This window comes from Bacteroides sp. CACC 737 (assembly GCF_013874375.1).
Taxonomy (GTDB): Bacteria; Bacteroidota; Bacteroidia; order Bacteroidales; family Bacteroidaceae; genus Bacteroides; species Bacteroides uniformis.
In genome coordinates, this window is the sequence record NZ_CP059408.1 from 2715225 (window position 1) to 2735044 (window position 19820).

The window sequence follows — 19820 nt, forward strand, 5'->3', positions numbered from 1 at the left end:
CACATTAACCTCATATATAAACCTTTAAAGCATTTGATATGTTCAACTCATTTGGAAATATTCTCCGTCTTACCAGTTTTGGGGAATCACACGGTAAGGGTGTGGGAGGAGTGATAGACGGATTCCCTGCAGGAATAGCCATTGATATGGATTTCGTCCAGGCAGAGCTCGACCGACGCCGCCCCGGACAGTCACGTATCACTACTGCTCGGAAAGAGGGTGACAAAGTGGAGTTCCTCTCCGGCATCTTCGAAGGAAAATCCACAGGCTGCCCCATAGGATTCATTGTATGGAACCAAAACCAGCATTCTGACGATTACAATAATCTGAAAGAAGTCTACCGCCCGTCACATGCCGACTATACTTATAAGGTAAAATACGGCATCCGAGACCATCGCGGAGGCGGACGTTCATCGGCCCGTGAAACAATCTCGCGTGTAGTGGCGGGCGCCTTGGCCAAATTGGCACTAAAGCAGTTGGGTATACACATCACGGCATACACTTCACAAGTAGGCTCTATCCGCCTTGAAGAGAACTATACCGCATACGACCTCGACCTGATAGAGACCAATCCGGTCCGCTGCCCCGACCCGGCGAAGGCGAAAGAAATGGAAGAACTCATCTTCAAGATAAAGGGAGAAGGAGATACTATCGGAGGAGTGGTGACCTGTGTCATCAAAGGATGCCCCATCGGACTGGGACAACCCGTATTCGGCAAGCTCCATGCGGCACTCGGAGCAGCCATGCTCAGCATCAATGCAGCAAAAGCATTCGAGTATGGAGACGGTTTCAAAGGATTAAAGCAAAAAGGCTCAGAGCAGAATGACGTGTTCTACAACAACAACGGACGTATCGAGACCCGCACCAATCATTCGGGCGGTATACAAGGTGGAATCAGCAACGGACAAGACATCTATTTCCGTGTAGCCTTCAAACCCGTGGCAACCGTACTGATGGAGCAACACACCGTGAACATTGACGGTGTAGACACCACCCTGAAAGCCCGCGGACGCCATGATCCGTGCGTATTGCCACGCGCAGTACCCATCGTGGAAGCAATGACAGCAATGACATTGCTGGATTATTACCTGATTGACAGAACAACTCAGCTATAATATTCACCTATGGAAATAAAGAAATATATTACAGAGAACGAGTCTAAAATGCTGGAAGACTTGTTCAGCCTCATCCGTATTCCAAGCATCAGTGCCAAACCCGAGTATCACGACGATATGCTTGCCTGCGCCAAACGCTGGGCACAACTGTTGCTCGAAGCCGGAGCAGACGAAGCTCTGGTAATGCCTTCAAAAGGAAATCCAATTGTTTTTGGACAGAAAATCGTAGACCCGGACGCCAAGACCGTATTGGTATATGCCCACTACGACGTGATGCCGGCCGAGCCTCTCGAACTTTGGAAAAGCGACCCCTTTGAGCCTGAAATACGCGACGGACATATCTGGGCACGTGGTGCTGATGATGACAAAGGGCAGTCTTTCATACAAGTGAAAGCATTTGAATACCTCGTCAGAAACGGACTGCTGCAAACCAACGTGAAATTCATCTTCGAAGGAGAAGAAGAAATCGGCTCGCCCAGTCTGGAAAGCTTCTGCCAAGAGCACAAAGAACTGCTAAAAGCAGATGTCATACTGGTTTCGGACACCAGCATGCTTGGCGCCGACCTGCCTTCACTGACCACTGGATTGCGCGGACTTGCCTATTGGGAAATAGAAGTGACCGGCCCTAATCGCGACCTGCACAGCGGACACTTCGGCGGTGCCGTCGCCAATCCCATCAACGTGCTTTGCCAGATTATCGGCAAAGTAACGGATGCGGAGGGACGTATCACCGTACCGAGTTTCTATGACGATGTGGAAGAAGTTCCCCAAGCTGAGCGCGACATGATAGCCCGCATTCCTTTCGACGAAGAGAAATACAAAAAGGCTATCAATGTAAAAGCGCTTTTCGGAGAGAAAGGTTACAGTACGCTGGAACGTAACAGTTGCCGTCCATCTTTCGACGTATGCGGCATCTGGGGCGGATATACGGGTGAAGGGTCCAAGACCGTGCTCCCATCCAAGGCATACGCCAAGGTATCCTGCCGGTTAGTTCCCCACCAGGACCACCATAAAATATCCAAACTGTTTGCTGACTATATCTTAGACATAGCACCGGATTCGGTGCAGGTAAAAGTCACTCCGATGCACGGCGGACAAGGATATGTATGCCCCATCAGCCTGCCCGCCTATCAAGCCGCCGAAAAAGGTTTTGAAAAAGCATTCGGAAAGAAACCGCTGGCAGTGCGTCGAGGTGGAAGTATCCCCATCATTTCCACCTTCGAGCAAGTGCTGGGTATCAAAACCGTATTGATGGGCTTCGGGCTCGAATCCAACGCCATCCACTCACCTAATGAGAATATACCATTGGACATCTTCCGTAAAGGAATAGAAGCCGTTGTCGAATTCTACCTCAATTATAAATAAAACAAGAAAATCAGGATGAAAGACTTCCAAATTCAAGCCATCGGCCTGATGTCCGGCACCTCTCTTGACGGACTGGACGTATGTTGTTGCACTTTCCGACGACAAGCTGGAAAATGGTCTTTCCACATAGACTGTGCGAAAGGCTATAGCTACCCCGACGCCATGAAGCAGATATTGGGTACCGGTGCACAGACAATGAGTGCTTTGGAGTTCATCACTTTCCACAGCTCCTATGGAAAGTTTCTCGGTGAACGTGTCAACGAGTTCATGCAAGAATTTGGAGTCCACCCCGATATTATCGCCTCCCACGGGCATACTATCTTCCATGAGCCTCAAAAGAGAATCATGTACCAAATAGGTGATGGAGCCGCCATTGCCGCTGAAACCCATATACCTACCGTTTCGGATTTCCGGCGGCTGGACATCATGCTAGGTGGGCAGGGCGCTCCACTCGTACCTATTGGCGACCGGTTGCTTTTTGCTGACTACGACTTCTGTTTGAATATCGGCGGCTTCTCCAACATCTCATTCGAGCAGGACGGGCGGCGCATCGCTTTTGACATCAGTCCGGTGAATTACGTCATCAACCATTACTGCCGTCAAATAGGATTGGAATTTGACCGTGACGGCGAGATAGCACGGCAAGGCAACATTTGCCAAGAACTGCTGGACGAACTGAACGGAATGGATTTCTACCATCAGTCCGGACCGAAATCATTGGGACGGGAGTGGGTGGAAACGCTGGTATATCCCATGCTCGAGCGTTATGGCTTGAGTATGGAGAATATGCTACGTACCTTTTACGAGCATGCCGCCTGGCAAATATCACGCATCATCACCGCCCACCCCTTGCCCGATGGCAATGGAAAGCTACTGATTACCGGTGGAGGTGCATTCAACAAGTTCCTCATAGAACGTATCGACGCCTTGTGTCCGTGTGAAATCGTGATTCCCAGCCGGCAAATCATAGAGTACAAGGAAGCCCTAATCTTTGCTTTCTTGGGTGCCCTCTATATGGCGGACACACCCGGATGCCTCGCCTCGGTGACGGGAGCCACGGCAGATAATATCGGAGGGATGCTGTTTAAAATATAGTCAATTCTACCATTATGGAAAAATCAAAAGACACCTGGACCGTCTTATCCAGCGAATACCTTCATCGGGCCCCGTGGCTCACTGTGCGTAAGGACCATGTAGTGCTACCCAACGGCAACCACATCCCCTCCTATTATATATTGGAATATCCCAACTGGGTGAATACCATTGCCATCACCCGTGATGGACAATTTGTCTTTATCCGCCAATACCGGCATGGCATACAAGAAACGTCCTATGAGCTCTGTGCAGGGGTATGCGAAGAAGAGGACGGCTCTCCGATGGTTTCCGCACAACGGGAACTTTTGGAAGAAACCGGCTATGGAAACGGAGTATGGAAAGAGTTCATGCAAATCTCTCCCAATCCAAGTACCCACACCAACATTACCTACTGTTTCCTGGCTACGGACGTGGAGAAAATCTCCGAGCAACAGTTGGAAGATACAGAAAACCTGACCGTACACCTGCTTTCCTTGCAAGAGGTCAAGGAATTGCTGCAGCAAGGAAGCATCCGCCAGGCGCTGATGGCTGCTCCCCTCTGGAAATACATGGCGGAGAGAATTATTTAATGTGATTACCCTTATTCAAACGGCTTGCGGAATGTGCATCCGGATTTCCATTCAGAACAACCGTAAGCTGTTTTCCCCTTGATAACGGTACCTTTTCCGCAAAGCGGACAAGACTGACCGACGAAATCGTCAGCTTGTACGGGAACCTCCACACTTGAAGCTGCCACAGCGCCCAAAGCCTGTTCCGTCTTTTTACCTGCGGCGGCAGACTTTCTCGGTGCTCTTTTCTTCGGCTCCTTTTTCGGCTTATCGGCAGCCTCTGTCTTGGCAGAAGCCTTACTGCCCTTTTCGGGAGCAGACGCTTGGATGGTGATGTGGCGGTTGCTGTTATCAGAAAGTACACTCATCACGATTTCCGATACCATCTGCTTCAATTCTTCCAAGAATTGTCCGGCATTATATGTCCGCCTTTCTATCTCACGTAGTTTTTTCTCCCAAATACCGGTCAATTCCGCCGACTTCAACAGCTCCTCATGAATAATCTGTATCAGCTCCACACCGGTAGGAGTGGCTATCAGATTCTTCTTTTCCTTGCGGATATAATTCCGCTTGAACAGCGTCTCGATGATGGCTGCACGGGTAGACGGACGACCGATGCCGTTTTCCTTCAGCGCATCACGCAGTTCGTCGTTATCCACCAGCTTGCCCGCCGTTTCCATAGCACGCAGCAGGGTGGCTTCCGTATAAGGCCGGGGCGGTTGCGTCCACTTCTCGTATAAATCGGGGACGTGTGGCCCGCTTTCTCCTTTCACAAAAGCCGGAAGCACATTCTCCTCTTCTCCCTTCTCCTCTTTCTCCTCCTGCGATTGTACCGAGGGGGTGCCGAAGATAACACGCCAACCCGGTTCCAGAATCTGCTTGCCGGTGGCCTTGAACTCTATGCTCTCTACCTCGCCCAATACGGTGGTAGTGGCAAACTTACAATCAGGATAGAATACAGCAATGAAACGGCGTGCTATCAAATCGAATACGCGACGTTCCATATCCGTCAGATTCTGCGGATGCTGGCCGGTAGGAATAATGGCATGGTGGTCTGTTACCTTCGAGTTATCGAAAACCTTTTTGGATTTCAACAATGCAGTTCCTGTCAAAGGGGCTGTAAATGTCTCGTAATCACGCAGACCTTTCAAGATGCCGGGGCATTTGGGATAGATGTCATCACTCAAATAGGTAGTGTCTACACGTGGATAGGTAGCCACTTTCTTCTCATACAAAGACTGGATAATTTTCAGTGTCTCATCAGCGGAATAGGCAAACTTCTTGTTGCATTCCACTTGCAAAGAAGTCAAGTCAAACAAGCGAAGTGGCGCCTCCCTCCCCTCTTTCTTAGTGACATCCGTCACAGTAAAAGGAAAATTCTTAATCTGATCCAATAGAGCAAGCCCACGTTCGCGGTCGGTAATGGGGTCGATACCTCGATTCTCTTCTTCTTTTTTAGGTTTCTTCCCAGCAGCTATGGCCTCTTTCTGCTTCCCGGCTTCCAGTATCAGTTCCTCCTCACTTTTCCGGAGGATGGCGGAAAAAGTGGTATCACGATAGACGGTCTTCAGCTCCCAGTATTGCTTGGGAACAAAATTCTGTATTTCCAACTGACGGTTTACAATCAACGCCAGTGTCGGCGTCTGCACACGGCCGATAGAAAGTACCTGCCGGTTCTGCCCATACTTCATGGTGTAGAGGCGGGTGGCATTCATCCCGAGCAGCCAGTCGCCAATGGCACGCGACAAGCCTGCTTCGTACAAAGGCTGGAAATCCGACGCATCACGCAGCTTGGCAAACCCCTCACGAATAGCTTCCTCTGTCAATGAAGATATCCAAAGACGTTTCACCGGACAACGTGCCCCGGCCTTCTGCATCACCCAACGCTGTATCAATTCTCCCTCCTGCCCGGCATCACCGCAGTTTATAATCATATCGGCATGTTGCATGAGGTTCTCTATCGTATGGAACTGGCGCTCGTATGTGGGATTACTAATCAGCTTAATGCCGAAACGGGGAGGTATCATGGGCAGGCTTCCCAAGCTCCATGACTTCCAATTAGGAGTATATTCATGCGGCTCTTTCAGCGTACAAAGATGACCGAATGTCCAGGTCACCTGGTATCCATTTCCTTCGATGTATCCGTCTTTCTTTTCTCTCGCTCCCAATACATCGGCTATGTCACGCGCCACAGAGGGCTTTTCGGCAATACAAACTATCATTCGCTATTTTATTTAGTGGGACAAAGGTAATAAAAAGGGGGCAAGAACGAAACGATAAGCAAGGAACGATAACATAGACCTGGTAATTTTTTCTCCCCCAAAGCTGACATATGAACATAAAAAAAGGAGTACCGCCGTACTCCAACCTTTGTTAACCTTAAATCTAATACTATGAAAAACACATTGCAAAGATACGTACTTCTGATAAATCTGCAAATTATCCAACTAAAAAAGTATGTTCTATAACACAGATTAAGAAAAAAGGACGGATATGCAAACGCACACCGTCCTTTTTTAACATTTAACGTGTCGGATTATTCTTCATCCAACAAGATTTCCAATATCTGGCAAGCAGCCTTGGCAACCGGAGTACCGGGGCCGAAGATGGCAGCTACGCCTGCCTTGTAAAGGAAGTCATAGTCTTGTGCGGGGATTACACCACCGGCAATCACTACGATGTCCTCACGTCCCAACTTCTTGAGTTCTTCGATAATCTGCGGAACCAATGTCTTGTGTCCGGCAGCCAATGAAGAAACCCCCACTACATGAACGTCGTTCTCAACTGCTTCGCGGGCAGCCTCGGCCGGTGTTTGGAACAAGGGTCCCATGTCCACATCGAAGCCACAGTCGGCATATCCGGTTGCAACAACTTTGGCACCGCGGTCGTGACCGTCCTGCCCCATCTTTGCTACCATGATACGAGGCTGACGTCCCTCTTTCTTCGCAAACTTCTCAGCTAATTCACAAGCACGGTGGAAGTCGCTGTCATTCTTACTTTCTGATGAATACACGCCTGATATAGTTCTAATTACTGCTTTATAACGTCCTACAATCTTTTCGCAAGCATAAGAGATTTCCCCCAAAGTGGCACGGACACGGGCTGCCTCGACTGCCAGTTCCAGCAAGTTGCCCTTACCTGTCTTCACACATTCAGTAATAGCCTCCAAAGCCTTGTCCACTTCTGCCTGGTTACGTCCTTCCTTCAGACGCTTCAAGTTTTCAATCTGTTCCTGACGGACAGCCGTATTGTCGATTTCAAGAATATCAATCGGAGCTTCTTTCTCCAGACGATACTTGTTCACGCCGACAATGGTCTGTGAACCGCTATCAATACGGGCTTGTGTACGTGCAGCAGCCTCTTCGATACGCATCTTGGGAATACCGGTTTCGATGGCTTTTGCCATACCGCCCAGCTTCTCTACTTCCTGAATCAATTCCCAAGCCTTGTGAGCCAACTCATTGGTCAAACTTTCCACATAATAAGAGCCACCCCATGGGTCTACATTCTTGCAAATGTAAGTTTCTTCCTGAATATAAATCTGCGTATTACGTGCAATACGTGCAGAGAAATCCGTCGGCAAGGCAATAGCCTCGTCAAGAGCATTGGTATGCAGTGACTGAGTATGTCCCAATGCAGCAGCCATCGCCTCAATACAAGTACGGCCCACATTGTTGAACGGGTCTTGCTCTGTCAGCGACCAGCCGGAAGTCTGAGAGTGCGTACGCAAAGCCAGCGACTTCGGATTCTTCGGGTTGAACTGCTTCACAATCTTTGCCCACAACATACGTGCGGCACGCATTTTGGCAATTTCCATAAAGTGGTTCGTTCCGATGGCCCAGAAGAAAGAGAGACGCGGTGCGAAAGCATCGATGTCAATACCCGCAGCCGTTCCGGCACGCAGATATTCCAAACCGTCTGCCAGGGTGTAAGCCAACTCGATGTCTGCCGTAGCACCCGCTTCCTGCATGTGGTAGCCGGAGATGGAGATAGAGTTAAACTTAGGCATCTTTTGGGAAGTATATTCAAAGATGTCGGAGATAATCTTCATAGAGAATGCAGGCGGATAAATATAGGTATTACGCACCATGAATTCCTTCAAGATATCATTTTGGATAGTACCAGCCATTTCTTCTAACTTGGCACCCTGCTCCAGACCTGCGTTGATGTAGAATGCCATAACAGGAAGTACGGCACCGTTCATGGTCATGGAGACGGACATCTTGTTCAAAGGAATTCCATCGAACAGCACCTTCATATTCTCCAAGGAACAGATAGACACACCTGCCTTACCTACGTCACCCACTACACGTTCGTGGTCGGGGTCGTAGCCACGGTGAGTGGCCAAGTCGAAAGCTACGGACAGACCTTTCTGTCCGGAAGCCAAATTACGACGGTAAAAGGCATTTGACTCTTCCGCTGTAGAAAAACCTGCATACTGACGGATAGTCCAGGGACGCAATGTATACATTACAGAGTACGGACCACGCAAATAAGGAGGAAGTCCGGCAGCATAACCCAAATGTTCCATTCCCTCAAGGTCTTCTTTTGTATAAACAGGCTTCACCTCAATGTGTTCCGGCGTTTTCCAATCAGCATGGATGCCGTTAGCCTTTTGCCACTCAGCACCATTGACGGGTTGAAAAGCGGCATATATATCTAAGTTTTTAAAATCTTTTCTCATCTTACTTCAAAAGTTTAGCGTTGTATTCCTTTAATGTTTCCAGCACGTTGACACGGACATGGATAAAGTTCTCGATACCGGCAGCCTTCAAGTCGTCCATGCAAGCAGGAGCACCGGCTACGATAAACATGGCACGGCCATTCAGAGCCTTGAAGGCGGGAACAGCATATTCTGCATATTCATCATCACTTGAACACAATACCACGATGTCGGCCTTGGCAGCCATTGCAGCTTCTATACCTTCTTCTACGGTGGAGAAACCGAGGTTGTCTACAACTTCATATCCGGCACAAGCCAAGAAATTGCAAGAGTACTGTGCACGTGCTTGGCGCATGGCCAAATTACCGATAGTCAGCATAAACGCTTTCGGACGTTTGCCGGAAGCCTCTGTTTCGAGACGCAACGCTTCAAATTCACTGGCAGCACGGTCAAAGTTCAGTGTCGGAACATCTTTCTCGCACGTATGTCCGCCGCCGCAACAGCAAGTAGCCTCAACCGGTTTCTTATCCCCGGCCTTTTCATTGAAGTTGGGGAACTGGTTGGTGCCCAGCAACACTTCCTTACGCTTGGCGACTGCAGCATGACGTGCCTTGTTGCTCTCGTTTACGGCAGCCTGCACTTTTCCGGCTTTCACGGAAGCATAGAAACCACCGTCTTCTTCTACAGCGAGGAAGAGGTCCCAAGCCTGCTTGGCAATAGAGACGGTCAAGTTCTCGATATAGTAAGAACCTGCAGCCGGGTCTATAACCTTATCGAAGTGCGATTCTTCTTTCAACAGCAATTGTTGGTTACGCGCCATACGCTCAGAGAATTCGTTAGGAGCATCATAAGTCTTGTCGAACGGAGTAACCGTCATTGAGTCAACACCGGCAAGGGCGGCACTCATCGCCTCAGTCTGCGTACGCAACAAGTTTACGTGTGCATCAAACAAAGTCAGGTTGAATGAAGAAGTTTCCGCATGAATCTTCATCTTGGCTGCACAGCGACACTCGTTATCCTTACCCTTGTTTTCGCAGTCGCGCAGACACTCAGGACTGTAAGAAGCCACAATATTAGCCCACAGCATACGTGCAGCGCGGAATTTGGCTATTTCAAGGAAGTAGTTGGAACTGATACCGAAATTAAACTTAATCTTCTTGGCTACCATTGCAGCCGGCAGACCGGCATCAACCAACTGATTCATATATTCATTACCCCAAGCCAAAGCGTAACCCAACTCCTGGAAAATATAAGAACCTGCATTGTTTAATGTCAACGCATTCACATTCAACACACGGTATTTCGGAAGGGAAGCGGTAGCCTCGAGCAGTGCCTTGGCTGTTGCCACCATATCACCTTTTTCTTTACCTTTGGCCAGCATCTTGTTGAAGTAGTCATAGTTGATGGAACCCTGCAACTTCGTCAAATCATAATCCTTTTTCTGGAAATAAGCGACAAGAAGTTCCGCAAGTTCCACCACATGCCCTTGGCAGGTAGAGAAATTCAACTCAACACATTCTGCGCAGATATCTTTCAACAAAGTTTCAATATACTCTGCGTTCAATTCCTTGGCCTTTACATGGAAAGAGAGTGAATCTACACCTTTATTCAAGATATCCAACGCCTTGGCATTGGCCTCTTTGGGGCATTCCACTTTGATTTCCTGACGCACAAGCCATTCATTGTTATCTTTCTTGGTACCTCTGAGATAAGGGAACTCGCCGGGAAGAGCATCTGTCGTCTTCAAACCTTCCAGGTCCTCCATACGGTAGAAAGGTTTCACTTTAAATCCTTCGTTTGTCTTCCAAACGAGTTTCTTCTCGAAATCCGCCCCTTTCAGGTCTGCGGTAACTTTCTCCATCCACTGCTCAGTGGAAACGGGAGAGAAGTCGGAGAAGAGTTTTTCTTTACTGTCTGCCATAGTTTATTTAAAATTAAAATAGATGAATACTATTCATTTTTGTCATCAAGAGACTTGCAAATATAAGGAAATACTTAGAACAAAATCTTTTTTTAGAGAAAATTGCACTTACAGATGACTCCGCATCCATACGGATTCAGCGTATTCACCGGAAACACACCCTATTTTTGCAAAGTTGATATAGCAAAAAGTACCACAAAGCTTTTGTCACCTCCTTTTTATTAAGTAATTTTGCGCGAAATTTTAAAAAACGACATATTAAAAGGTACTATGAATTGGTTAGAAAGCTTGTTATGGGACCCTTCATCTGTCGCTCACATCGTTTGTTTGTATGCATTCGTAATATCTGTGGGCGTATTGCTGGGTAAGATTAAGATTTTCGGGGTATCGTTGGGGGTTACATTCGTCCTCTTTGCGGGTATCCTGATGGGGCATTTTGGCTTCACGGGCGAAACACACATTTTGCATTTCATCCGCGAATTCGGTTTGATTTTATTTGTATTCTGTATCGGTCTGCAAGTCGGGCCTTCCTTCTTCTCTTCCTTTAAGAAAGGGGGGATGCGGCTGAACATGCTTGCTGTCGGTATCGTGTTGCTGAATATCGCAGTAGCATTGAGCATCTACTTCATTGACGGAGGGATAGACTTGCCAATGATAGTAGGTATTCTCTATGGTGCCGTAACCAATACTCCGGGTCTGGGTGCCGCACAAGAAGCCCTGAACCAAATAAACTATACGGGAGACCCCATCGCATTGGGATATGCCTGTGCCTATCCGCTTGGTGTGGTAGGTATCATAGGTTCCATCATAGCCATCCGTTATATCTGCCGGGTGAACCTCAAGAAAGAGGAACAGGAACTCAATACGCAGGAAGCAGATGTAAAGCATCAGCCGCACATGCTTCACCTCGAAGTACGCAACGAATCAATTTCCGGAAAGACCCTGCTCCAGATAAAGGATTTCCTGGGACGTCCGTTTGTCTGTTCACGCATACGCCATGAGGGGCACGTCAGTATCCCCAACCATGAAACGGTATTCCACGTAGGAGACCAGCTCTTCATCGTATGCTCCGAAGAAGATGCCGAAGCGGTAGCTGCCTTTATCGGAAAAGAAATACATGTAGACTGGGAAAAGCAGGACACCCCAATGGTTTCCCGTCGTATCCTCGTCACTAAGTCCGAAATCAACGGTAAGAAGCTGGGAAGCCTCCACTTCCGCAGTATGTACGGTGTAAATGTAACCCGTATCAACCGCTCAGGTATGGACTTGTTTGCTGATCCCAATCTGGTACTTCAAGTAGGTGACCGCGTAATGGTGGTTGGCCAGCAAGATGCCGTAGAGCGTGTAGCCGGTGTATTGGGCAACCAGTTGAAACGTTTGGACACTCCGAATATCGTTACTATTTTCGTGGGAATCTTCCTAGGAATCCTGCTGGGAAGCCTCCCCATCGCATTCCCGGGTATGCCGACACCGGTTAAGTTAGGTCTTGCAGGTGGTCCGCTGGTAGTGGCAATCCTTATCGGACGTTTTGGTCACAAAATGCATCTTGTGACGTACACCACCATGAGCGCTAACTTGATGTTGCGTGAAATCGGTATTGTACTCTTCCTTGCCAGTGTAGGTATAGAAGCCGGTGAGCATTTTGTACAAACAGTAGTAGAAGGCAGCGGATTACTGTATGTAGGCTATGGATTCCTGATAACCGTCATCCCTTTGTTGATAATCGGCATGATAGCCCGTTTCTATTGCAAAGTGAACTACTTCACCCTGATGGGTTTAATAGCAGGTAGCAACACAGACCCTCCTGCATTGGCATACGCCAATCAGACATCAGGCAATGATGCTCCGGCAGTAGGTTACTCCACGGTATATCCATTGACAATGTTCCTGCGAATTCTGGCGGGACAGATGATACTGCTGACAATGATGTAGGAGGAATTAAGGAATTAAAATTAAAGGCTGCGCAATGTTGGTTTAACCCAACTACGCAGCCTTTAATTTTAATTCCTTAAAGTCTTAGCTTCTTCTTGACGAACTCTTCTATAAAGTCCACCGTAGCCTCAATACCTAATACGGAAGAATCGATACACAAGTGGTATGTTTCGGCAGCTCCCCATTTTTTGTAGCTGTAGTAGTTATAGTATTCGGCACGCTTCTTGTCCGCTTTGTTCATCATCTCCTCCGCTTCACGCTCAGAAATGGAATACATTCGGCAAATACGCTTGATGCGCTCCTCATTGGAGCAGGAAATGAAGACATTGGCACAGCGTGGATGTTCTCGCAGAATGTAATCGGCACAACGCCCCACAAACAAGCAGGACTTCTCCTCCGCCAATCTGCGTATCACGTCACTCTGCACTTTGAACAGAGCATCATTACTCAGGCAATTCGTGGCCGGGATAGCCCCGTCACTGACAAAAGGGAAACGCATGCCGAAGAGCCCTCCAATAATACCTTGTGAAGCTTTCTCATCAGCTTTCTCAAAGAACTCACAACACAGTCCACTCTCTTCAGAAGCCAACCTAATCAGTTCCTTATCATAAAAGTCAATACCCAGACGGGCAGCCAGTTTCTCGCCTATCTCCCGTCCGCCACTGCCCAGTTGACGGCCTATATTGATTATAAAATTATTGCCCATACGCTTATTCATCTATTGGTTTGCAGATAGCAAATATAAATATTCTTACGGAATATCTGCAGAAAGTAGGAAGAAAAATTCAGAGCCTCTCCCCCGACCTATCCCTACAAGGGAGAGGTTCTGAATTTGCGGAATTGACAAACCAACATCACCAATGCTATCAAACTTGCAAGCAAATCGGATACCGGCATGCTGTACCACACTCCTGCCACTCCGAAGAACTGCGGCAGGATAAGCAGGCAAGGAAGCAGAATCAGCATCTGTCGGGTAAGGGAAAGGAATATCGCTTTGCCTGCCATGCCTATGCTCTGGAAAAAGTTGGAAGTCACCATCTGGAAACCGATAATCGGGAAGAACATTACCGTAATGCGCAGTCCCGTAACCGAAAGCTCTGCCAGTTCCGCATCCGATGTAAAGATGCCCACTACCAGGTCCGGCACCAGCATACCGACCAGAAAGCCGAAAGTGGTCACTGCCGTGGCATAGATTATCGTCAGTTTCAGCACCTTGTTCACCCGTCCGTACAGCTTCGCCCCGAAGTTATATCCGGCAATAGGCTGCATACCCTGATTCAGCCCCATCACAATCATCACTACAATGAAAACCAGACGATTCACGATACCGAAAGCCCCGATAGCCAAGTCGCCGCCATACTTCTTCAACCCCTGATTGATAATGATAACGATGAAGCAGGCTGCCAGATTCATCAGGAAAGGAGACATGCCGATGGCGAGCGAATCGAATACAATCTTACGTTTCAGACGGAATATCCCCCGGTGGAAATGCAACAGCTCATCCTTATTGCTGAAAAGCTTGAACTGCCACGTCAAAGAGATGATTTGCGCCACAATGGTAGCGACGGCAGCACCACGTATGCCCCAGCCAAAACCATAGATAAACACCGGGTCGAGTATGGTATTGATAACCACCGTGGCTATAGTGGCGTACATCGCCTTCTGTGGATGCCCTGAAGAGCGCAGCACTGCATTCAGCCCCAGATAGAGGTGCGTAACGGCATTTCCCAAAAGGATAATCTGCATATAATCCCTCGCGTAGCCCACCGTCTGGTCACTGCCTCCGAAGAAATAGAGAATCGGGTCGAGAAAGAGCATGACAATGATGGTAAAGGCAATTCCCAGTACCATGTTCAGCACAAAAACATTGCCCAGCACACACTGTGCCGTGTCATAATCCTTCTGCCCCAGCTTGACGGAAATCAGTGTAGAAGCCCCCACTCCTACCAACGAACCGAACGCCGCAGCCAGATTCATCAACGGGAAAGTCAACGCCAATCCCGAAATAGCCATCGTCCCAACGCCGTGACCGATGAAGATACTGTCTACCATATTATATAAAGAGGATGCCGTCATTGCGATGATTGCCGGAACGGCATATTGCATCAAGAGTTTACCTATACTTTCCGTTCCCAACGCCGTGGGAGTCTTTTGTCCTGCCATATTATATACCTATTTCTTTTTAGCGGGTGCAAAGGTACTCTTTTTTTAAAACAGAACAGCAGAAAAAACACCTTAAACCTGCACACTATGCGGATGATTTATGCTATCTTTGCGATTCAATGATAAATCATAAGATATGATTACCATAATCATACCGTATGATTGATATAATCATACCGTATGATTGGCACATTCATACCGTATGAACCATGCCTGACCTACCGGTTGAGCCGAACACATAATAACAACAAGCCCCCATGGCATTCTATAAGAAAGTAAAACAGAAAGGCGACGACAAATGGCACCCAAGAGCCGTCACCAAAGGACATCCCTATACAACGGATGAAATAGCCCGATTATTGTCGGAAATGTCTACGGTAACCCCGGGAGATACCTATGCAGTATTAATGAACCTTGGTGAAGTGCTGGGCAAGCTGATGAGTTCGGGACACTCCGTAAAGCTCAAGGGCATCGGGACGTTCTACTACACCTGCCGTTCGGAAGGCACCGGGGTAGACACCCCAGAAGAAGTGAGTCCGGCGCAAATCACTGCGGTGCAGATACGCTTCATCCCCGAATACTACCGCGGGCAATGCGGACAAGTGACGGAACGCACCCTCCTCTCCCCGCACATCGAATGGGTGGATGCCGAAGGAGAGGGTTAATGTCACCCCCGTTCCCTATATTTCAAGGAAAAAGGTTCTCTATCTGAAAAATGTTTCGTACTTTTGTACCCAAATTGAGTGAAATATAGCGAAATGAACGTATTAGAACTAAGTGAACAAGAAATCATTCGTCGCAACAGCATGAATGAACTTCGCGCGATGGGCATCGAGCCTTATCCCGCAGCAGAGTATGTAACAAATGCTTTCTCTACCGATATTAAAGCTGAATTCAACGACGATGCAGAGCCTCGCCAAGTGTCCGTTGCCGGACGTATCATGAGCCGCCGTATCATGGGTAAAGCATCTTTCATCGAATTGCAGGACTCCAAAGGACGCATCCAGGTATATATCACCCGCGATGACATCTGCCCGGACGAGGACAAGGAGATGTACAACACCGTGTTCAAACGTTTGCTCGATTTAGGCGACTTCATCGGCATCGAAGGATTCGTATTCCGTACTCAGATGGGCGAAATCAGCATCCATGCCAAGAAGCTGACCGTACTTGCAAAGAGCATCAAGCCCCTGCCTATCGTGAAATATAAGGACGGCGTGGCTTACGACTCTTTCGAAGACCCCGAACTCCGCTACCGCCAGCGTTATGTAGACCTTATCGTGAACGACGGCGTGAAAGAAAAATTCCTGAAGCGCGCCACCGTCATCAAGACCATGCGTGCCGTGCTGGATGAAGCCGGCTACACGGAAGTGGAGACGCCGATTCTTCAATCCATCCCCGGTGGAGCAAGCGCCCGTCCGTTCATCACCCACCATAACTCTCTGGATATGGACCTCTACCTGCGTATCGCCACCGAGCTTTACTTGAAGCGACTGATTGTGGGCGGATTTGAAGGTGTATATGAAATAGGCAAGAACTTCCGTAACGAGGGTATGGACAAGAACCATAACCCGGAATTCACTTGTATGGAGCTGTACGTGCAGTACAAGGACTACAACTGGATGATGAGCTTTACGGAGAAATTGCTGGAACGCATCTGTATCGCCGTAAATGGCTGCACAGAAACCGAAATAGACGGCAAGACCATCAGTTTCAAAGCTCCCTACCGCCGTCTGCCCATCCTGGAAGCCATCAAGGAAAAGACCGGATACGACCTCGAAGGCAAGAGCGAGGACGAAATCCGCCAGGTGTGCAAGGAACTGAATATGGAGATTGACGACACCATGGGCAAGGGTAAGCTGATTGATGAAATCTTCGGAGAATTCTGCGAAGGAACTTTCATACAGCCCACTTTCATCACCGACTATCCCGTAGAGATGAGCCCGCTGACCAAGATGCACCGCAGCAAGCCGGGACTGACCGAACGCTTCGAACTGATGGTGAACGGCAAGGAACTTGCCAACGCTTACAGCGAGCTGAACGACCCGATAGACCAGGAAGAACGCTTCAAAGACCAGCTTCGCTTGAGCGAAAAGGGAGACGACGAAGCGATGTTCATCGACCAGGACTTCCTGAAAGCATTGCAATATGGTATGCCTCCCACATCGGGCATCGGTATTGGTATCGATCGTCTGACAATGTTGATGACGGGCGAATCCTTCATCCAGGAAGTGCTTTTCTTCCCGCAGATGCGTCCGGAAAAGGTTGTCCCCAAAGATGCTCCTGCACGATACACGGAACTGGGCATCCCCGAAGATTGGGTGGCTGTAATCCAGAAGGCCGGCTACAACCTGGTGAGTGACATGAAAGATGTGAATCCGCAAAAACTCCACATGGACATTTGCGGTATCAACAAGAAATATAAATTGGAACTGGCAAACCCGACCGTAAACGAAGTTGCTGACTGGGTCGGAAGAATTAAGAATTAAAAATTAAAGAATTAAATAGGCAAAATTAAAGATAGGAGGAAGGTGAAGGCGCGCTCCTTCACCCCCTTTTAATTTTTAGTTTTTAATTATTAATTTCGATATGAAACTACCCGGTAAGATAGCCATCATGGGCGGAGGAAGTTGGGCAACTGCCATTGCCAAAATGGTACTGGCCCAAGCGGAGTCGATAAACTGGTATATGCGGCGAGACGACCGTATTGCCGACTTCAAACGGCTTGGCCATAACCCTGCCTACCTGACGGGCGTCAAGTTTGATACCAAGCGTATCAACTTCAACTCCAACATCAATGATGTCGTGAAAGAATCTGATACGCTCATCTTCGTTACACCTTCCCCTTATCTGAAGGTTCACTTGAAGAAACTGAAGACTAAGATTAAGGATAAATTCATCATAACTGCCATCAAAGGTATTGTACCCGATGACAACTTGATTGTCTCGGAATATTTCACTAAGGAATATGGCGTCCCGGCTGAGAATATTGCTGTATTGGCAGGTCCCTGCCATGCGGAAGAAGTGGCTCTGGAACGCCTTTCTTACTTGACCATTGCTTGTCCCGACACCGACAAGGCTTGCACCATTGCCCGCAAACTGGCCAGTTCATTCATCAAGACCTCTGTCAGTAATGACGTTGCCGGCATTGAATACAGTTCGGTGCTGAAAAATGTATATGCCATTGCAGCCGGTATTTGCAGCGGTCTGAAATATGGCGACAACTTTCAGGCTGTGCTTATGTCCAATGCCATACAGGAAATGAACAGATTCCTGCAAACGGTACATCCACTGAACAGAAACGTAAATGATTCCGTTTATTTAGGTGACCTGCTGGTGACGGGATATTCCAATTTCAGCCGTAACCGCACATTCGGCACGATGATTGGCAAGGGATACTCCGTGAAAAGCGCGCAGATTGAGATGGAAATGATTGCTGAAGGATATTACGGTACAAAATGTATCAAGGAAATCAACAAGCATTATCATGTCAACATGCCTATTGTAGATGCAGTATACAACATTCTGTATGAGCGTATCTCGCCGACGATTGAAATCAAGCTGCTTACCGATTCATTCCGGTAAGCGCGAAAAAAGATAAAACGAAATACTGAATTTAAAACCTAGAATATTATGATTAGTTTGAACATTGAAAAGACTCTTGGATTCATCTCCAAAGAAAACGTTTTCGCCTATGAAGCCCAAGTAAAGGCTGCACAGGAAGCATTAGAGAATGGTACCGGTAAGGGCAACGACTTCTTAGGCTGGCTGCACCTCCCCTCTTCCATCACTAAAGAGCACCTGGCTGACCTAAAGGCTACCGCACAGACGTTGCGTGACAACTGCGAAGTAGTAGTAGTTGCCGGTATTGGCGGAAGTTATCTCGGTGCACGTGCGGTGATAGAGGCTTTGTCAAACAGCTTCACCTGGTTGCAAGACAAGAAAACGGCTCCGGTCATTCTGTATGCAGGACACAATATCGGTGAAGATTATCTATATGAGCTTACCGAATACTTGAAAGACAAGAAATTCGGTGTTATCAACATCTCCAAATCCGGTACTACTACTGAAACAGCCCTGGCGTTCCGTCTGCTGAAAAAGCAATGCGAAGACCAACGCGGCAAGGATATGGCAAAGAAGGTTATCGTTGCCATCACCGATGCCAAGAAAGGCGCTGCCCGCGTAACGGCCGACAAGGAAGGATACAAGTCCTTTATCATCCCCGATAACGTAGGCGGACGTTTCTCTGTATTGACTCCGGTAGGCTTGCTGCCCATCGCAATAGCAGGTTTCGACATTGAGAAACTGGTTGCAGGTGCAGTTGCCATGGAAAAGGCTTGTGGAAAAGATGTTCCGTTTGCAGAAAATCCCGCTGCCATCTATGCAGCTACACGTAACGAGCTCTACAAGAACGGCAAGAAGATTGAAATCCTCGTAAACTACAATCCCAAACTGCACTACGTAAGCGAATGGTGGAAACAGCTTTATGGTGAATCCGAAGGTAAGGAAAACAAGGGTATCTTCCCTGCTGCCGTAGATTTCTCCACCGACCTGCACTCCATGGGACAATGGATTCAGGAAGGCGAACGTACCATCTACGAAACTGTCATCTCCGTGGAAAAGACACAGCACTCCCTGCAGGTACCTTCGGACGAAGCGAATCTCGACGGACTGAACTTCCTGGCAGGCAAGCACGTGGACGAAGTGAACAAGATGGCCGAATTGGGAACACAGCTTGCCCACGTTGACGGCGGCGTACCCAACATGCGCATCGTTATCCCTGCACTGAATGAAGAAAGCATCGGAGGTCTGCTCTACTTCTTTGAAATAGCTTGCGGCATCAGCGGTTACATTCTGGGAGTCAATCCATTCAACCAACCGGGTGTGGAAGCATACAAGAAGAATATGTTTGCACTGCTGAACAAGCCGGGCTACGAAGAAGAGTCCAAAGCCATCCAGGCAAGACTTTGATAAATCAGGAATTGAGAGTTGAGAATTGAGAAATGACTGTGCAATAA

The 19820-nt window shown here is 48.1% G+C and carries 14 protein-coding genes; 9 read left to right on the forward strand and 5 right to left on the reverse strand.

All coding sequences use genetic code 11. The features are described from left to right. The first annotated feature begins 38 nt into the window (after positions 1 to 38). Genes aroC through H1A11_RS11815 form a run of 4 tightly spaced genes read left to right on the forward strand, consistent with a single transcriptional unit; the run spans position 39 to position 4144 of the window. The gene (gene aroC, locus H1A11_RS11800) at positions 39 to 1115 is read left to right on the forward strand and encodes a chorismate synthase (RefSeq protein WP_117600015.1); all 1077 of its coding nucleotides are present in this window, start codon (positions 39 to 41) and stop codon (positions 1113 to 1115) included. Between the two features lie 9 nt (positions 1116 to 1124). Next, complete coding sequence (locus H1A11_RS11805) at positions 1125 to 2480, forward strand: dipeptidase (protein ID WP_117964103.1); 1356 nt, start codon at positions 1125 to 1127, stop codon at positions 2478 to 2480. A gap of 15 nt (positions 2481 to 2495) precedes the next feature. Then, complete coding sequence (locus tag H1A11_RS11810) at positions 2496 to 3575, forward strand: anhydro-N-acetylmuramic acid kinase (RefSeq protein ID WP_181757248.1); 1080 nt, start codon at positions 2496 to 2498, stop codon at positions 3573 to 3575. A gap of 14 nt (positions 3576 to 3589) precedes the next feature. After that, on the forward strand, positions 3590 to 4144 hold the full coding sequence (locus H1A11_RS11815) for an NUDIX hydrolase (RefSeq protein WP_005827192.1): 555 nt from the start codon (positions 3590 to 3592) through the stop codon (positions 4142 to 4144). Positions 4145 to 4155: 11 nt separating this feature from the next. Here H1A11_RS11815 and H1A11_RS11820 read toward each other — a convergent pair whose 3' ends face one another. From H1A11_RS11820 to mutA, 3 genes are all read right to left on the reverse strand, one after another. Further along, positions 4156 to 6345: a DNA topoisomerase 3 gene (locus tag H1A11_RS11820; RefSeq protein ID WP_117964101.1), complete on the reverse strand. Its 2190-nt coding sequence runs from the start codon at positions 6343 to 6345 to the stop codon at positions 4156 to 4158. Between the two features lie 314 nt (positions 6346 to 6659). Continuing rightward, entirely contained in the window at positions 6660 to 8807 is a 2148-nt protein-coding gene (gene scpA / locus H1A11_RS11825) for a methylmalonyl-CoA mutase (RefSeq protein ID WP_005833154.1), read from the reverse strand. A 1-nt stretch (position 8808) separates the two neighbouring features. Next, complete coding sequence (mutA, locus tag H1A11_RS11830) at positions 8809 to 10707, reverse strand: methylmalonyl-CoA mutase small subunit (protein WP_044467850.1); 1899 nt, start codon at positions 10705 to 10707, stop codon at positions 8809 to 8811. Between the two features lie 270 nt (positions 10708 to 10977). On the opposite strand from mutA, the gene H1A11_RS11835 reads away from it, so the two are divergent. Then, on the forward strand, positions 10978 to 12639 hold the full coding sequence (locus H1A11_RS11835; protein ID WP_044467851.1) for a putative transporter: 1662 nt from the start codon (positions 10978 to 10980) through the stop codon (positions 12637 to 12639). Between the two features lie 76 nt (positions 12640 to 12715). Here H1A11_RS11835 and H1A11_RS11840 read toward each other — a convergent pair whose 3' ends face one another. Continuing rightward, entirely contained in the window at positions 12716 to 13345 is a 630-nt protein-coding gene (locus H1A11_RS11840; protein ID WP_044467857.1) for an AAA family ATPase, read from the reverse strand. A gap of 104 nt (positions 13346 to 13449) precedes the next feature. Next, positions 13450 to 14802, reverse strand: a complete 1353-nt coding sequence (locus tag H1A11_RS11845; RefSeq protein ID WP_181757249.1) for an MATE family efflux transporter — start codon at positions 14800 to 14802, stop codon at positions 13450 to 13452. Positions 14803 to 15059: 257 nt separating this feature from the next. On the opposite strand from H1A11_RS11845, the gene H1A11_RS11850 reads away from it, so the two are divergent. From H1A11_RS11850 to H1A11_RS11865, 4 genes are all read left to right on the forward strand, one after another. Next, positions 15060 to 15467, forward strand: a complete 408-nt coding sequence (locus H1A11_RS11850) for an HU family DNA-binding protein (protein WP_117600009.1) — start codon at positions 15060 to 15062, stop codon at positions 15465 to 15467. 93 nt (positions 15468 to 15560) lie between these two features. Beyond that, positions 15561 to 17291 carry a lysine--tRNA ligase gene (lysS, locus tag H1A11_RS11855; RefSeq protein WP_181757250.1) on the forward strand — a complete coding sequence of 577 codons (1731 nt, stop codon included), beginning with the start codon at positions 15561 to 15563 and terminating at the stop codon, positions 17289 to 17291. 100 nt (positions 17292 to 17391) lie between these two features. Continuing rightward, complete coding sequence (locus H1A11_RS11860; RefSeq protein ID WP_044467854.1) at positions 17392 to 18387, forward strand: NAD(P)H-dependent glycerol-3-phosphate dehydrogenase; 996 nt, start codon at positions 17392 to 17394, stop codon at positions 18385 to 18387. A gap of 48 nt (positions 18388 to 18435) precedes the next feature. Continuing rightward, positions 18436 to 19773, forward strand: coding sequence for a glucose-6-phosphate isomerase (locus H1A11_RS11865; RefSeq protein ID WP_117600007.1), 1338 nt, complete (start codon positions 18436 to 18438; stop codon positions 19771 to 19773). Positions 19774 to 19820 lie beyond the last annotated feature (47 nt).

Excerpts from the sequence above, each read along its gene's own strand:
- aroC (WP_117600015.1), top strand. The coding sequence starts at position 39 with ATGTTCAACTCATTTGGAAATATTCTCCGTCTTACCAGTTTTGGGGAA.
- H1A11_RS11805 (WP_117964103.1), top strand. The coding sequence starts at position 1,125 with ATGGAAATAAAGAAATATATTACAGAGAACGAGTCTAAAATGCTGGAA.
- H1A11_RS11810 (WP_181757248.1), top strand. The coding sequence starts at position 2,496 with ATGAAAGACTTCCAAATTCAAGCCATCGGCCTGATGTCCGGCACCTCT.
- H1A11_RS11815 (WP_005827192.1), top strand. The coding sequence starts at position 3,590 with ATGGAAAAATCAAAAGACACCTGGACCGTCTTATCCAGCGAATACCTT.
- H1A11_RS11820 (WP_117964101.1), bottom strand. The coding sequence starts at position 6,345 with ATGATAGTTTGTATTGCCGAAAAGCCCTCTGTGGCGCGTGACATAGCC.
- scpA (WP_005833154.1), bottom strand. The coding sequence starts at position 8,807 with ATGAGAAAAGATTTTAAAAACTTAGATATATATGCCGCTTTTCAACCC.
- mutA (WP_044467850.1), bottom strand. The coding sequence starts at position 10,707 with ATGGCAGACAGTAAAGAAAAACTCTTCTCCGACTTCTCTCCCGTTTCC.
- H1A11_RS11835 (WP_044467851.1), top strand. The coding sequence starts at position 10,978 with ATGAATTGGTTAGAAAGCTTGTTATGGGACCCTTCATCTGTCGCTCAC.
- H1A11_RS11840 (WP_044467857.1), bottom strand. The coding sequence starts at position 13,345 with ATGGGCAATAATTTTATAATCAATATAGGCCGTCAACTGGGCAGTGGC.
- H1A11_RS11845 (WP_181757249.1), bottom strand. The coding sequence starts at position 14,802 with ATGGCAGGACAAAAGACTCCCACGGCGTTGGGAACGGAAAGTATAGGT.
- H1A11_RS11850 (WP_117600009.1), top strand. The coding sequence starts at position 15,060 with ATGGCATTCTATAAGAAAGTAAAACAGAAAGGCGACGACAAATGGCAC.
- lysS (WP_181757250.1), top strand. The coding sequence starts at position 15,561 with ATGAACGTATTAGAACTAAGTGAACAAGAAATCATTCGTCGCAACAGC.
- H1A11_RS11860 (WP_044467854.1), top strand. The coding sequence starts at position 17,392 with ATGAAACTACCCGGTAAGATAGCCATCATGGGCGGAGGAAGTTGGGCA.
- H1A11_RS11865 (WP_117600007.1), top strand. The coding sequence starts at position 18,436 with ATGATTAGTTTGAACATTGAAAAGACTCTTGGATTCATCTCCAAAGAA.